The sequence below is a fragment of the Aequorivita aurantiaca genome (assembly GCF_030410135.1).
Classification (GTDB): Bacteria; Bacteroidota; Bacteroidia; order Flavobacteriales; family Flavobacteriaceae; genus Aequorivita; species Aequorivita aurantiaca.
In genome coordinates, this window is the sequence record NZ_JAUGQQ010000002.1 from 393,272 (window position 1) to 407,858 (window position 14,587).

General features: G+C 37.9%; 14 protein-coding genes. 6 read left to right on the forward strand and 8 right to left on the reverse strand.

The window, feature by feature from the left end; genetic code table 11:
- Positions 1-74 precede the first annotated feature (74 nt).
- Entirely contained in the window at positions 75-1,286 is a 1,212-nt protein-coding gene (locus QRD02_RS05115; RefSeq protein WP_290253840.1) for an outer membrane beta-barrel protein, read from the forward strand.
- A gap of 48 nt (positions 1,287-1,334) precedes the next feature.
- Here QRD02_RS05115 and QRD02_RS05120 read toward each other — a convergent pair whose 3' ends face one another.
- From QRD02_RS05120 to rpmH, 3 genes are all read right to left on the reverse strand, one after another.
- Positions 1,335-1,910: a T9SS type A sorting domain-containing protein gene (locus tag QRD02_RS05120; protein ID WP_290253841.1), complete on the reverse strand. Its 576-nt coding sequence runs from the start codon at positions 1,908-1,910 to the stop codon at positions 1,335-1,337.
- A gap of 75 nt (positions 1,911-1,985) precedes the next feature.
- Positions 1,986-4,838 carry a carbamoyl-phosphate synthase large subunit gene (gene carB / locus QRD02_RS05125; protein ID WP_290253842.1) on the reverse strand — a complete coding sequence of 951 codons (2,853 nt, stop codon included), beginning with the start codon at positions 4,836-4,838 and terminating at the stop codon, positions 1,986-1,988.
- A gap of 101 nt (positions 4,839-4,939) precedes the next feature.
- Positions 4,940-5,101, reverse strand: coding sequence for a 50S ribosomal protein L34 (rpmH, locus tag QRD02_RS05130; RefSeq protein ID WP_290253843.1), 162 nt, complete (start codon positions 5,099-5,101; stop codon positions 4,940-4,942).
- Between the two features lie 286 nt (positions 5,102-5,387).
- Between rpmH and QRD02_RS05135 the strand changes: the two genes are divergently transcribed.
- The 3 genes from QRD02_RS05135 to QRD02_RS05145 all read left to right on the forward strand — a co-directional run bounded on the left by QRD02_RS05135 (position 5,388) and on the right by QRD02_RS05145 (position 7,664).
- The gene (locus tag QRD02_RS05135) at positions 5,388-6,278 is read left to right on the forward strand and encodes a DUF6263 family protein (RefSeq protein ID WP_290253844.1); all 891 of its coding nucleotides are present in this window, start codon (positions 5,388-5,390) and stop codon (positions 6,276-6,278) included.
- 3 nt (positions 6,279-6,281) lie between these two features.
- The gene (locus QRD02_RS05140) at positions 6,282-6,848 is read left to right on the forward strand and encodes a DUF2892 domain-containing protein (RefSeq protein ID WP_290253845.1); all 567 of its coding nucleotides are present in this window, start codon (positions 6,282-6,284) and stop codon (positions 6,846-6,848) included.
- Between the two features lie 114 nt (positions 6,849-6,962).
- Positions 6,963-7,664: a TlpA family protein disulfide reductase gene (locus QRD02_RS05145; protein WP_290253846.1), complete on the forward strand. Its 702-nt coding sequence runs from the start codon at positions 6,963-6,965 to the stop codon at positions 7,662-7,664.
- Between the two features lie 36 nt (positions 7,665-7,700).
- On the opposite strand, the gene QRD02_RS05150 is transcribed toward QRD02_RS05145, so the two are convergent.
- A complete protein-coding gene (locus QRD02_RS05150) occupies positions 7,701-8,621 on the reverse strand; it encodes a lytic transglycosylase domain-containing protein (protein WP_290253847.1) in 921 nt (306 codons plus the stop codon).
- A 58-nt stretch (positions 8,622-8,679) separates the two neighbouring features.
- Entirely contained in the window at positions 8,680-9,339 is a 660-nt protein-coding gene (locus QRD02_RS05155; RefSeq protein ID WP_290253848.1) for an alpha/beta fold hydrolase, read from the reverse strand.
- 216 nt (positions 9,340-9,555) lie between these two features.
- Between QRD02_RS05155 and QRD02_RS05160 the strand changes: the two genes are divergently transcribed.
- A complete protein-coding gene (locus QRD02_RS05160; RefSeq protein WP_290253849.1) occupies positions 9,556-9,855 on the forward strand; it encodes a GNAT family N-acetyltransferase in 300 nt (99 codons plus the stop codon).
- Here the strand turns inward: QRD02_RS05160 and mtaB are convergent.
- Positions 9,852-11,183: a tRNA (N(6)-L-threonylcarbamoyladenosine(37)-C(2))-methylthiotransferase MtaB gene (gene mtaB, locus QRD02_RS05165; protein ID WP_290253850.1), complete on the reverse strand. Its 1,332-nt coding sequence runs from the start codon at positions 11,181-11,183 to the stop codon at positions 9,852-9,854. The two genes, QRD02_RS05160 and mtaB, sit on opposite strands and share 4 nt — an antisense overlap.
- A gap of 60 nt (positions 11,184-11,243) precedes the next feature.
- Between mtaB and QRD02_RS05170 the strand changes: the two genes are divergently transcribed.
- Positions 11,244-12,887 (forward strand): ABC transporter substrate-binding protein, encoded by a 1,644-nt coding sequence (locus QRD02_RS05170; protein ID WP_290253851.1) that lies wholly within the window; start codon positions 11,244-11,246, stop codon positions 12,885-12,887.
- 118 nt (positions 12,888-13,005) lie between these two features.
- Here QRD02_RS05170 and QRD02_RS05175 read toward each other — a convergent pair whose 3' ends face one another.
- Complete coding sequence (locus QRD02_RS05175; protein ID WP_290253852.1) at positions 13,006-14,181, reverse strand: GlmU family protein; 1,176 nt, start codon at positions 14,179-14,181, stop codon at positions 13,006-13,008.
- Positions 14,182-14,223: 42 nt separating this feature from the next.
- Positions 14,224-14,541 (reverse strand): hypothetical protein, encoded by a 318-nt coding sequence (locus QRD02_RS05180; RefSeq protein ID WP_290253853.1) that lies wholly within the window; start codon positions 14,539-14,541, stop codon positions 14,224-14,226.
- Positions 14,542-14,587: the final 46 nt, after the last annotated feature.

The following is a 14,587-nucleotide window of genomic DNA, read 5'->3' on the forward strand; positions in this document are numbered from 1 at the left end:
AAGTTATAATTGACCCCAAAATAGTTTTTTTAATTTAAAAATATATCTTTGGCATCCCTTTAACAATCTTATCCATGAAAATAAAATTACTCCTTGCGACTTTATTATTAAGTCTTCCCATATTTTCACAAACTAATTTCGAACCTGGTTATATTATTTCAGATAATGGAACCAAAACGCAATGTCTTATTAAAAATGAAGATTGGCGCGCAAATCCCACAACATTTGAATATAAATTGGAGGAAAACTCCGAGGTGAAAATGGGCAGTATTCAAAATGTCACTGAATTCGGTTCAAGCAACTCCTTTAAATTTATTAAAGCAACTGTGGATATCGACCAATCAACGGATGTGACCAATAATCTTACCGACGTCCGCAATCCGATAATGACGAATGAAACCTTATTTTTAAGAGTATTGGCTGAGGGGAAGGCATCTCTTTATGCCTCCGAAAGGGAGAACATAAAACGGTATTTTCTTAAATTGGAAAACGCCGATATTGCGCAACTTGTTTATAAAAGATATCTTATTTCCCCCTCTTCAATTGGTACAAATGAATATTACAAACAGCAACTTGCGACGGCCCTACCCTGCAATGATTTGAATGAAAATAGTTTTGAAAATCTGCAATATAAAAAAGGTAAATTGATTCGGATTATTACTGATTATAACCGATGTAAAGGATCTGAAACAATTGTTTATGGCAACAAGGAACAAAGCGGACTATTTAATTTGACCCTTCGTCCGGGAATAACTTTTTCATCATTTTCCATTAAAAGACAGGGCGAAGATGGACTTGATTTTGAAGATAAAACAGGCTTTAGAATTGGTCTTGAAGCGGAATTCGTCCTGCCTTTCAACAATGGCAAATGGGCATTATTTGTGGAACCTACCTATAGAAGTTACAGTTCGGAAGCTACAATTGTTGACAATTCCTTACCTACAATCACCAAAATAAATGTAATAACCATTGATTACAATTCAATCGAACTGCCTTTGGGAGGCAGGTATTATATGTTTTTGGACTCAGATTCGGTCTTCTTTTTGGATGCAGCAGTTCTCTTTGACGTATCAAATTTAAATTCAAAGATGGAATCTGATTTGGGAGGAAAATATGATCTTGATGTTAACGCAGATATTGCTGTCGCGTTGGGTGTGGGGTATAAATTTAAAAATAAATATAGTGTATCGGCTAGATACCATACACCTCGGCAAGTTCTTGAATATAATAATCTTTCATCAGCCTACAATTCATTCATGTTGATTGCGGGGTATAATTTTTTATAAAGCAAGATGGAATACTATTTTGCTCAACAATGAAAATTGTATTTCTAATTATTTTTTCGCGATTTTTAAAGTGGTTTGCATGTTATTTGAAGTCACTTTCACGAAATACAAGCCACTGTTTAACCGGCTCATGTCCACCTGAGTGATATTGCTAGCGCCCTTTCCTTGAGATACCAAAGTTCCCAAAACATTATATATTTGATAGGTGTCAATTTTGAAAATTGAAGAAATAGTCAAATCATTTTTAACCGGATTTGGGTAGAAGTTCAGGTTTTTAATAAATTTTTCTTCCGTGGAAAGCTTGCCTACCACCGTCACCTTTCCATGCATTGAAGGATCCGAATCATTTTGGTATTCCGTTACGCCCACTTTGTTAAATGTATAGGAAAAATTGCTGTTCAACCCTTTTAATGCGCCGCTATCAAAATCTTCAGCGCCGTTGGGAAGACTAGTAACCGTTTTTTGTGAAGTATCCGCCCAGGACCAAAGCACTGTATCGCCTATTTGAATTGTAGGACTAGCCACAGATTCGTTGATTCCCTGTATCCAAGCAATTTCCACAGCATTCTGTGCAGAGAGAATGTTACATGCAAATAAGAAAAGGTACAAAGTAATTTTTTTCATAAATGAAAGGTTTCGTAGGTTGATAGTCTAATTTACAAAAAAAAACCAATTTATACGCTAATGGATTTTCTTATACTATTTGCTCAAATACATTTTTCTTCGAGCATATAAATCATAAAAGGCGTCATCCTTTAAACTATCAATGAATAAAATACTTTCACCCGTACTCTTCATTTCGGGCCCTAATTGTTTGTTTACATTAGGAAATTTATTGAAACTGAAAACCGGCTGTTTAATTGCAAAACCTTCCAATTTCGGGTTAAAATCGAAATCGGTTACTTTATTGTGGCCCAGCATGACTTTGGTGGCATAATTTACGTACGGTTCGCCATAAGCTTTTGCAATAAAAGGAACCGTTCGCGAAGCTCGCGGATTTGCCTCAATAATGTAAACAATATCATCCTTAATAGCGAATTGCACGTTTATCAATCCTACAGTGTTCAAAGATTTTGCTATTTTGATGGTGTGATCCTTTATCTGCTGCATCACAAATTCACCAATATTGAAAGGCGGCAAAGTTGCGTTTGAGTCTCCGGAATGGATTCCGCAAGGCTCAATATGTTCCATTATTCCAATGATGTATACATTTTCGCCATCGCAGATTGCATCCGCTTCGGCTTCAATGGCGCCATCCAAATAGTGGTCGAGCAATAATTTATTATTAGGAATTTTCCGAAGCAAATCCACCACGTGCTCTTCCAATTCCTTTTTGTTAATAACGATTTTCATTCCTTGTCCTCCTAAAACATAGGAAGGACGAATCAATAGCGGAAAATCCAATTGGTCCGCCAAAGCCAAAGCTTCCTCAGTTGTTTCGGCAGTTCCAAACTCTGGATATGGAATATTATTTTCTTTCAAAAGTGTGGAAAAGCTTCCACGATCTTCAGCTAAATCAAGCGATTTATAAGTTGTGCCGATGATGTTGATTCCGTAACGGTCTAACTTTTCCGCCAGTTTTAGTGCGGTTTGTCCGCCCAACTGAACGATTACGCCTTCTGGTTTTTCGTGGCGAATTATATCGTAAATATGTTCCCAAAAAACCGGTTCGAAATACAGTTTATCCGCCACGTCAAAATCTGTGGAAACGGTTTCAGGATTACAGTTTATCATTATGGTTTCGTAACCACATTCGGCAGCAGCCAAAACCCCGTGAACACAGCAATAATCAAACTCAATGCCCTGCCCTATTCGGTTTGGGCCGGAACCGAGCACGATAATTTTCTTCTTTTCGGAAACGATGCTGTCATTTTCGGAATATGGCTTTTGACCTTGAAGTTGAATTTCATTTTCAAAAGTGGAGTAATAATATGGCGTTTCGGCCTTAAATTCCGCGGCGCAGGTATCAACCAATTTATAAACGCGCTGAATGTTCATTTCCTCGCGCTTTTTATAAATTTGGCTTTCCAAACATTTCAACATATGCGCAATCTGCCTGTCGCCATAGCCTTTTTGTTTTGCTTCAAGCAACAATTCCCTCGGGAGTGTTTCCAAAGTATATTTTGAAATTTCCTTTTCCAATAGAAATAACTCTTCATATTGGCGAAGAAACCACATATCAATTTTTGTTATTTCCTGTATTCTACTCAGCGGAATTCCAATCTGTATTGCATCATAAATTACAAAAACACGGTCCCAACTTGCATTTTTCAGCTTGTCGAGAATTTGTTCGTAATTGGTGTAGCTTTTTCCGTCGGCGCCAATTCCGTTTCTTTTAATTTCAAGGGATTGTGTGGCTTTGTGAAGCGCTTCCTGAAATGATCGGCCAATGCCCATAACTTCTCCAACGGATTTCATCTGAAGACCCAACGTACGGTCAGATCCTTCGAATTTATCAAAATTCCAACGTGGAATTTTTACAATTACATAATCCAAAGTAGGTTCAAACAACGCTGAAGTTGACTTTGTGATTTGATTGTTCAACTCGTCCAAAGTGTAACCGATGGCAAGTTTGGTAGCAATTTTCGCAATTGGGTATCCCGTTGCTTTTGAAGCCAGAGCCGAGGAGCGGGAAACACGCGGATTAATTTCAATTGCAATTATTTCTTCTCTTTCATCGGGGCTCACTGCAAATTGCACATTACAACCACCGGCGAAATCGCCGATGCTTCGCATCATCAAAATAGCCATATCGCGCACTTTCTGAAAAGTGCGGTCATTGAGAGTCATTGCCGGCGCCACGGTAATGGAATCTCCAGTGTGTATTCCCATCGGGTCCATATTTTCGATGGTACAAATAATTACTACGTTATCATTCTTATCACGCAATAGCTCCAACTCATATTCTTTCCAGCCCATCATTGCCTTGTCAATCATCACCTCGTGAATGGGTGAAATTTCTAAACCGTGGGAAAGCAATTCGTCAAAATCCTCTTCCCGGTAAACGATGGAAGCTCCTGCCCCGCCTAGCGTATAAGAGGCGCGAATAACCAACGGAAAACCGAATTCCTGCGCAATTTCCTTTCCTTGCAAATAGGAATTAGCGGTTGCCTGCGGCGCCATACCTACTCCTATTTTTTCCATTAAACTTCTGAACTTTTCTCGGTCCTCGGTAATATTTATTGCATCAATATCAACTCCAATCAATTTTACGCCGAAGTCCTTCCAAATTCCTTTTTCATCCGCTTCAATACACAGATTCAAGGCAGTTTGGCCGCCCATTGTGGGGAGCACGGCATCAATTTGGGGATGTTTTTTTAATATTTTTATAATTGATTTTGTAGTAAGGGGCAAAAGATAAATATGATCGGCCATTGAAGGATCAGTCATAATAGTTGCCGGGTTGCTATTTATCAAAATAGTTTCAATACCATCTTCGCGTAATGAGCGTAAGGATTGTGAACCGGAATAGTCAAATTCACAAGCTTGACCAATAACAATTGGGCCGGAGCCAATAATTAAAACAGATTTAATTGAAGAATTTCTAGGCATTTTAATTTTATTTTTGGTGCCGCAAAATTACGACGCATTGGGGTATAAAAAAAAGGTGCTGCTTGGTTAAAACAACACCTTTTATATATAATTTATCAACATTATTTTTTGTGACGCGCTTCTGAAGATACTGAAAGTCTCTTTCTGCCTTTTGCTCTTCGGGCAGCCAACACTTTTCTTCCGTTTACGGTAGCCATACGCTCTCTAAAACCGTGTTTGTTTCTTCTTTTTCTTTTTGATGGCTGAAATGTTCTTTTGCTCATTATAGTATGCTTTAACTTCCGTGATATCCTTTTTTAAGAACCTTTGGGTACTACCTCAAAAGTCGGGTGCAAAAATACAAGAAGTTTTCACTTGCACAAACCTTTTTTATAAAAAATTCCTCAATTTTTTCGCAGCTATGCTATGCGGAAAAAATATTTGAATAAAATTTTCGAAATTGGCGACTATCTCGTTAATTTTTTTTCGAGTTCGCAGTTGTATTATCTTCCATATAGCCGTAAGTTTTTATACCTTTGTCGCCTTTGAAAATTTAGGCATTTGCACTCCATGAATCCACTTTACATTCTATTAATATTTCTGAATTTTGCAAGCTTGCATACAGCAAATTCGCAACATAAAATTGAATACGATCTTAAAAAGGGTGCTATATATAAGGTTGAACAGACAGCCGTTCAGAATATTGTACAAAAAATTGACAGCACTGAGCATTTTATGACTAACACTCTGGGAGGAACCTTTGTAATGGAAGTAGTAAATGTGGAGGATGGAAAATTTATAATCGATACCAACTTCGAAACCTTTAAACTCAAAACGGAATCCAACATTTATGGTGTTTTAACAAATCTTGACACCTCCATTTTACCCATTGATGAAAATGATATTGAAGCTAAAATTTTTCAAGGTTTAATTGGCGCGAAATTTCAAATGGTCTTGCTGAAAACTGGCAAAATTGAGTCGGTTACAGGAGTGGAAAACCTAGTTTCGAGCATGCTTAACCAAGTGGAATTTGACGACGATTTCACGAAGGCATTGATACAAAAAAGTGTTGCCAAAGAATTTAACAATACAGAATTGCTTGAAAGTTTGCAGCAGTTCACTTACATATATCCAGAAACTAAAATAAAAGTAAATCAAACCTGGAAGAATAGCTATACGGGCTCAGTGACCGCAAATAATACATGGACCCTAACCAATTATAGTAAAGATGCAATAGACTTGAAATCAATTGCAAATGTGCAACTTAGAACAAATGACGAGACGATATTAATGGAATTGCAGGGCGACCAACAAACTGTGGCGATCGCGCATACCAAAACAGGATTCATAAATTCCATGGTGGTGACGCAGCAAGTTCAAGGCATTACCATAATGCGCGATATGAATAACGTGGAAGTTCCAACCACACTAACTTCAACAATAACTTATAAATCCCTATAAAAAATGTTCAATAAAAACATTAAACTAGTTTTGGCCGCACTGGTTTTCGGAACGGCTATTTGGCAACTCACCGAAACGAATATTGGCAACGGCATTATGCTCATTCTGCTTTCTTTGATTTTTGTATTCTTGTATTTCAAAAACGAAATTATTCTGCTCGCCTTTCTACGTCTTCGTAAACAGGATTTCGCGGGCGCAAAAAAATGGCTGGACAAAATTAAAGAGCCCTCAGCAGCCTTGGTGCCAAAGCAGGAAGGATATTACAATTATTTAAATGGCCTTATGGTTTCACAAACCAACATGGTGGAGGCCGAAAAATATTTTAAGAAAGCAGAAAAATTAGGGCTCAATATGTCTGCCGATATGGCCATGACCAAATTAAACCTAGCCGGTATCGCAATGACCAAGAACCGGAAACGAGAGGCGGAACAGCTTATGGCCGAAGCCAAAGGTTTGGACAAACACAATATGCTAGATGATCAAATTAAAATGATGAAACAGCAAATGAAAAAAATGGGACAGCCACGCCAACAGTTTGGGCGCGGAGGTCGTGGCGGCAAAAGATTTTAAATTCTAATCTGTAGTTTCCCAAGGCTGAGCACTTGAACGAAATTTGGAAGCAGATCATCGAATATACTCCTGTAAATCAATTAAATACTTTAAATTTGCCCAAAGCTTTTGCTTATGGGTAGAAAACTACTTTACCTCTTCTTATTGCTCTTTTTTTCAGCTCAATCCCAAATTGAGCAAGGCCCTTTATTTTCTGAAGCAATTCAAAGAAACATAAAGAAGTATACGAAAAACTCACAGCGCGCCTACGTGGAACAAGATTTTGAACGTGCTGAATTTCTTTTTGACTCATTGATCAACAATGTTGTGAATGGAAGTTATCTTGATAATTTCAAGGTAAGAAAACTTTCGGGGAAGAAAATTGATCTCAACAAGTTTGATAAGCCGATATTTTTAATGACCTATGCCTCATGGTGTACTCCAGGGGTGGGTGAAATTCCAGCCCTGAATGAAGTTGCGGAAAAATATTACCAAAACATTGATTTTGTAATCCTTTTTTGGGATTCGAAGGAGAATGTTAGAAAGGCAACCCGTGGGTATTCCAGCAAAATTAACATTATTTATGTGGACGAAAAAGAAAATAAGCACGACAGGATAGTGGAAATTATGAAGCATAGTCTAGGGTTTCCTACTTCCTTTTTTATTGATGATTCGAAACGCATAGTAGATGTTCGGCGGGGCGTACTCCATCCATATAATGAAAAATATGAAATATCGTTTGAGTTAAATTATAACTCTTTTCTAAACGGTATTTCCCTTCTGAAGAATTTGGGTGTTGAAGAAAAAGCCCATTTCGCCTCAAAACAAAACCCGTAAAAATTTTTTACGGGTTCAACTTTTGTGATTTAAGGGTTATTGGTAATAACCTTTTTCGGGTATTTCAATAGCATAAACTTTTCCTGAGGAATTTTTCAAGAACGTATCCCGAAGCCACGGATTATGTAGTTTTAAAATTTTATAATTAATTCCGTAGGGCTTCACCCATTCTGCCCAATCTTCTACCGGAGTATCAACTTTAACTGTATACGTCGGGATGTTTGTGTATAAATCCTTTTCCCTGAAATTGAAGCCATATTTCTGCGGATTGTTTAGCATTTCCTTCAACGCCAAAATTCTGAAAACGTAACGGCTGGTTTCATCATTCAGCAGCAAATCGTAATAACTGGTTTCCTTTTGACGGTTTATTTGCTTATTCATTCCACCTACCCCAGCATTGTATGCCGCGGCGGCCATTGTCCAACTTCCGAATTTATTCTTTGCATTTTTTAAATATTCCGCCGCTACCATGGTAGCCTTTTCGAGATTGTAGCGTTCGTCAACGTAATCATTAATCTCAAGGCCATATTCCAAACCAGTGCCTTTCATAAAATGCCAAATTCCAGAAGCGCCCGCGGGCGAACTTTTATATTCCAGACCACTCTCAGCGACTGCCAAATATTTAAAATCATCCGGCAGGCCGTATTTTTTCAACAAAGGCTCTATCTGCGGAAAATATTTGTTTGCACGCTTAAAAAGAAGCAATCCATTTGATTGCCAATACACGTTAACCAACAATTCCCGATCCATTCGTTCACGAATATCCGGATTGTTCAGCGGCACGGGTTCGCCCGCAAATTCCAAATTTTCGGGTAATGGCAATGCATAAACATTATAATCATTTATTAATTTCTTTTCAAAATTTTCATCAGTTGGGGCATCCTGTACGGCGTGTATGCTAAGCGCGCAAACTGCTAAAATCCCCAATCCCAAACCTATTTTACCAATCATTTTCATAGTTTCATATTTTCAATAAAGATACAGAATTAAGCCATTTTTCAACCGGCGGATATATTTATTCTGCAAAAATTTCCAATAACTTTTTGGAAATTTCGCTTCCTTTGTTTAATATCATAATATGTGTTCCATCTTCAATTACTATGCAGTCTTTTATATATTTAATAGGAAAAACAATGTCAATTTCCCCATGGACATGGATTACATTTTCCAACTTTTCTGTTCGGTTCCATCGTACCATTTTTTCGAGAGCCCAATCCAAATATTGTTTGTTCCGCACGTATAGATATTGTTGATAAAGCGCCAAACGTTTTTTTGTTCGTGGCCCGATTGCGAATCTCGTAAGGTCATCCGCACTTAAAACCAAACTCGTGGGAATTAATTTATAGGCTCGGGTAAACCCTGCAACTCGCATCCGTCGTGGAAGCTCATTCCTAGTTTTGGCGCTTGAAATTATTATCAATTTTTTCAAGTTCAAAAATTCGTTCATTTCCTGCACTACTACTCCACCAAAGGACACACCAATCAAAATAGCATTCTCTTCAATTACGCGATTTGCCATTCTTTTTGCGTATTCGCGCAACGTTTCATCCTTTTGAGGAATTAGCCACTCCAAAATGTGTATTTGATACTTTTCGGGAAGCTTTATATTTCTAAATATTTCACCTCCAGCCGCTAATCCGGGGACAAAATAGACGTGTGTTTTTTTGGAATTCATAAGTCTTTTATGAAGTAAGGGCAAAGCTTAAAGATTATTCGTAAATTTACGAATACAAAGATAGAATTATAGAACAGTTAGCTTTTGGTGTAATTCGATCATTTTTAATGGTTCTTTAAATATATTTTGAACCCCAGAATTTCACAGTGCAAAGTTTTAGGAGTTCAAAATTTATTACTGCATTTTGAATAATTCTCGAATTTAAAATAAATCCTCATGATTGAAGATGTAGAAATTAACGACAACGAGTTTTTAAGACAATTTGAACTCGAAATTGGCGATAATATGGCGCGTATTGAATATGCCCTACAGGACCGAAAAATTTTCCTAACTAAATATGAAATGCCCGAGGACCTTGAAGAGCAGGGTTTTCGTGAGATTTTTATAAAAGCGGTTTTTGAGGAAGTGAAAAAACGTGGTATTAGCCTTGTTCCCACCAGTCCAGAAATTGCTGGATTTATGCGGAAAAACCGCAGAGTATATAAAGATTTGCTACCGGTAGGTATAAATATTTAGGCAAACACTTTTTCAGCGGTCTTGAACCTCACTAGTCCATCCGTATCAATCTCCGTAAGTGTTATTTCATGTAATGTATTAACCAATTCTGGATTCCACGGAGTTTTTACTTTCACATAATTTTCTGTGAAACCGTGAATGTAACCCTCTTTATTTTCACCCTCAAATAGAACGGTGCGAGTTGTGCCAAGCTGGCTTTCATAAAAAGCTCTTCTCTTTTTCGAAGAAAGTCCACGCAACATTTTGCTTCGTTTATTTCGTACTTTCATTGGTACTACGTTTTCCATTTCCGCAGCTGGCGTGTTGTCCCTTTCAGAATATGTGAAAACGTGCAAATACGAAATATCCAATTCATTCAAAAAATGATAGGTTTCAAGAAAACGTACGTCCGTTTCGCCTGGAAATCCTACGATAACATCAACACCAATGCAAGCGTGAGGCATAACTTCACGTATTTTTTCAACCCTTTCCGTATAAAGTTCACGCATATATCGGCGGCGCATCAATTTTAAAATATCATTGCTTCCGCTTTGCAATGGAATGTGGAAATGTGGTACAAAAGTTCTCGATTTTGAAACAAATTCAATGGTTTCATTTTTTAAAAGATTCGGTTCAATGGAGGAAATACGAAGTCTTTCAATTCCTTCCACTTCATCAAGCGCCCTAACCAATTCCAGAAAAGTGTGTTCGTGCTTTTTATTCCCGAATTCGCCTTTTCCGTAATCGCCAATATTTACGCCGGTCAGTACAATTTCCTTAATTCCCTGTTGCGATATTTCAAAGGCATTCTTCAATACATTTTCCAAAGTATCGCTTCGCGAAATGCCGCGTGCCAACGGAATTGTGCAATAGGTACATTTATAATCGCAACCGTCCTGCACCTTCAAAAATGCCCGGGTTCTATCGCCAATGGAATAGGAACCGACATAAAAATCGGCATCTTCAATTTCACAAGAATGCACTTCGCCAAAATCATTTTTTGAAAGGTCATTTAAGTAATCAGTGATTTTAAATTTTTCCGTAGCGCCTAGCACCAAATCCACACCATCAACATCCGCCAATTCCTGCGGTTTCAATTGTGCATAACAGCCGACGGCCGCTACAAAAGCTTTGGGGTTTGCTTTCTGTGCCTGTTTTACAATTGTTTTAAAACGCTTATCGGCATTTTCGGTGACGCTACAAGTGTTAATCACATAAATGTCAGCATTTTCCGAAAAATCCACGCGCTCAAAGCCCTCTCCCTCAAAACTTCTCGCAATAGTAGAGGTTTCACTGAAGTTAAGCTTACAGCCTAATGTGTAAAATGCGACTTTTTTTGGTGCGTCCATTATTGTATTTTTGGCAATTGAGGGCACAAAAATACAAACTAAATTCCGTTTCAAAAAAGCATGCAAAATCGTTTAAAAAATCTAGTGCAAAGAAGTTTTATAATTTGTGCGGCTATTGTTTTATTCTCTTGCGGAAATAATTCGGAAAATGAAAACGACCACCTCGTTTTTCGCTACAACGAACACGGAAACATCCCAACCCTGGACCCTGCTTTTGCGCGAAATCCCCAAGCTATTTGGCCAGCGAATCAACTTTACAACGGTTTGGTGCAATTGGACGATTCGTTGAATATTAAACCTGATATTGCCAAAAGTTGGATTATAAACGATTCTGCATATACATATACTTTTCAATTGCGGAATGATGTTTTCTTCCACCAAAATAAAGCCTTCGCACAAAAAGGATTGCACAGCCCAGCCCGTTATACGCGAAAAGTTACTGCCGAAGATTTTGTTTACAGTTTCAATAGATTGACGGATGAAAAAGTAGCGTCCTCCGGAAGTTGGGTAATGAATTATGTTGAAAGTTATCGCGCCGAAAACGACACAACTTTAGTAATCCAGTTAAAGCAGCCATTTCCAGCCTTTTTGGGATTACTTTCTATGCGCTATTGCTCGGTTGTTCCCAAGGAAGCTGTGGAGTTTTACGGCAATGAATTCCGAAGAAACCCTGTGGGAACGGGACCATTTCAATTTAAAATGTGGGAAGAAAACGTGAAACTTATTTTCAGAAAAAATCCCCTTTATTTCGAAAGGGACGAAAATGGAGATAAACTTCCCTATTTGGAGTCTGTTGCAATAACATTTTTGCCGGACAAACAAAGTGAATTTTTACAATTTGCACAGGGAAAACTTGATTTTATTTCGGGATTGGATAGCAGTTATAAAGATGAACTTCTTACTAATCACGGAGAACTTCAATCAAAATATAATGATTTGGCATATATGATTACGGGACCATATTTAAATACAGAATATCTCGGCTTCTTTTTGGGAACAAATACATCTGAAATAAAAAGCAAAACATTGCGGCAAGCCATTAATTATGGATTTGACCGGGAAAAAATGGTGACCTATTTGCGAAACGGAATGGGCATTCCCGCAACTCATGGCTTCATTCCAAAAGGATTGCCCGGCTACGCTGCAATTGACGGATATAAATACGAGCCCGAAAAGGCAAAGCAACTGATTGAAAAATACAAAAGCGAAACGGGCGATAGCACGCCGAAAATTACAATTGGCACAAATAGCCAATATTTGGATTTGTGCGAATATATTCAGCGTGAACTTGAAAAACTTGGAATTGTAGTAACTATTGACGTGATGCCGCCATCAACGCTAAGGCAAATGAAAAGTAGCGGCGAGCTTGATATTTTCCGCGCAAGTTGGATTGCCGATTATCCCGATGCAGAAAACTATCTTTCCCTTTTTTACAGCCCTAATTTTGCGCCCAACGGTCCAAATTATATGCACTTTAAAAATGACGCTTTTGACAGTCTTTATGTAAAATCACTTTCCATTTCAAACATTAATGAGCGAAAAATACTTTACGAAAAAATGGATTCAATTATTGTTGAAGAAGCTCCCGTGGTGCCATTGTTTTATGATATGGCGGTGCGTTTTGTAAACAAAAAAGTTTCCGGTTTGGGCATTAATCCGCAGAATTTTTTGGTTTTGAAAAATGTAAAAAAATCAAGTAATTAATAAGTCATTTGTTATTAATTATTAAACTACATAAATACTAAATTTTAAATTTTGAAAATTCAATTTACAACACCGTAATTCTACAGAAAATAACTTGAAAATTGAAACTTGAAACTTTTTAGCCTTTCCGCCACTTCGCAGTTTCCTCAAAAACGTGTTCCAAAATTTTTGAATCAATCTCTGAAAATTCAATATTTCTTCGTGCCATTACAACTTTGGCCACCTCAAAAGCTTTATCCGTTTTAAAGGTCGTAAAACCGCCGCTTCCGCCCCAACTGAAACTCGGGACAAAATTGCGCGGAAAACCGCTACCGAAAATATTTGCACTTACGCCCACAACAGTGCCAGTATTGAACATAGTATTTATCCCACATTTACTGTGGTCGCCCATCATCAATCCGCAGAATTGCAAGCCTGTTTTTGTAAAACCCTCAGTTTCATAATCCCAAAGACGAACTTCGGCGTAGTTATTTTTCAGGTTTGAATTATTGGTATCGGCGCCCAAATTGCACCACTCCCCCAACACTGAATTCCCCAAGAATCCATCGTGGCCTTTGTTTGAATATCCAAAAATAACCGAATTATTTACCTCGCCCCCCACCTTACTGTGCGGTCCTATTGTAGTATTCGTATAAATTTTCGCGCCCATTTTCAATGTGGAATGTTCGCAAAGCGCAAAGGGACCGCGCACCATTGAGCCTTCCATGATTTCAGCATCCTTGCCGATATATATGGGTCCTTCGGAAGCATTTAAAGAACAAAATTCCAATGTAGCGCCTTCTTCGATAAAAATATTTTCGGGATTTTTTGTCCAAATACCCTTCGGAATCGGTTGTGATTTTCTGCCTTTAGTTAGCAATTCAAAATCGCGTTTTATCGCTTCACCGTTTTTTGAAAAAATATCCCAAGTGTGCTCAATTCTTAAAACGTCATTGAGCGAATATTGAACAATATCAAAATTTTCAAAATCTACTTCCTGACCTTCCGTGGTAAAAAATGCGATGGGTTCATCATTAAAAAATAAAGCCTGGTTCTCCTCTAAACCCTTGACAATATTGGCCAGATTAACGGAAGGCAAGAAAGACGCATTAATAAATATATTTCTTTCCAGCTCCACAAAAGGATATTTTTCAGAAAGATAATCTTCCGTGACGGTGGTGGTTGTAAAACCAAGAAGATGCTCCCATTTTTCGCGAATGGTTAAAATACCTACACGAATATCGGCCACGGGACGGGTAAAAGTGAAAGGCAGAAGTTGGTTGCGCACGTTGCCGTCAAAGAGAATATAGTTCATAATTATTGCTGGTTGAAAATTGAAAGTAATGAATTTGGAATTTTATTTCAAATTCAGTAAAATAAACAATAAAGATAAAACAATCGAAAATGCACCGATGCAGGTGCCGACAATTGCCAATCGATAATTGCTTTCCGCTTTTTTTATTAGCGTCAAATTTTGCTGCGCCATTTGTTGGATCAATTCTGCCTGTTTGATCTCGTTATTCTCCAAAATTTCAATGCGTGCCAACAAACTTTCGGGATCAAAACTGTGGTTGTTTTCTGTTTTTGCCTTTTCCTTTTTGTTGGATGAAAGAATTCTTCCAGCCATCTCAGCCACAGAGAATGCGTGAGGTATTAATTGTGCCCAGGGTATCATTTTTGTCTTTTATTTATGAAGTAATAAAGATAGCAAAGGTGGATTC

What these genes read in the sequence shown, in the direction of transcription:
- QRD02_RS05115 (WP_290253840.1), top strand. Translation starts at nt 75, where the DNA reads ATGAAAATAAAATTACTCCTTGCGACTTTATTATTAAGTCTTCCCATA.
- QRD02_RS05120 (WP_290253841.1), bottom strand. Translation starts at nt 1,910, where the DNA reads ATGAAAAAAATTACTTTGTACCTTTTCTTATTTGCATGTAACATTCTC.
- carB (WP_290253842.1), bottom strand. Translation starts at nt 4,838, where the DNA reads ATGCCTAGAAATTCTTCAATTAAATCTGTTTTAATTATTGGCTCCGGC.
- rpmH (WP_290253843.1), bottom strand. Translation starts at nt 5,101, where the DNA reads ATGAGCAAAAGAACATTTCAGCCATCAAAAAGAAAAAGAAGAAACAAA.
- QRD02_RS05135 (WP_290253844.1), top strand. Translation starts at nt 5,388, where the DNA reads ATGAATCCACTTTACATTCTATTAATATTTCTGAATTTTGCAAGCTTG.
- QRD02_RS05140 (WP_290253845.1), top strand. Translation starts at nt 6,282, where the DNA reads ATGTTCAATAAAAACATTAAACTAGTTTTGGCCGCACTGGTTTTCGGA.
- QRD02_RS05145 (WP_290253846.1), top strand. Translation starts at nt 6,963, where the DNA reads ATGGGTAGAAAACTACTTTACCTCTTCTTATTGCTCTTTTTTTCAGCT.
- QRD02_RS05150 (WP_290253847.1), bottom strand. Translation starts at nt 8,621, where the DNA reads ATGAAAATGATTGGTAAAATAGGTTTGGGATTGGGGATTTTAGCAGTT.
- QRD02_RS05155 (WP_290253848.1), bottom strand. Translation starts at nt 9,339, where the DNA reads ATGAATTCCAAAAAAACACACGTCTATTTTGTCCCCGGATTAGCGGCT.
- QRD02_RS05160 (WP_290253849.1), top strand. Translation starts at nt 9,556, where the DNA reads ATGATTGAAGATGTAGAAATTAACGACAACGAGTTTTTAAGACAATTT.
- mtaB (WP_290253850.1), bottom strand. Translation starts at nt 11,183, where the DNA reads ATGGACGCACCAAAAAAAGTCGCATTTTACACATTAGGCTGTAAGCTT.
- QRD02_RS05170 (WP_290253851.1), top strand. Translation starts at nt 11,244, where the DNA reads ATGCAAAATCGTTTAAAAAATCTAGTGCAAAGAAGTTTTATAATTTGT.
- QRD02_RS05175 (WP_290253852.1), bottom strand. Translation starts at nt 14,181, where the DNA reads ATGAACTATATTCTCTTTGACGGCAACGTGCGCAACCAACTTCTGCCT.
- QRD02_RS05180 (WP_290253853.1), bottom strand. Translation starts at nt 14,541, where the DNA reads ATGATACCCTGGGCACAATTAATACCTCACGCATTCTCTGTGGCTGAG.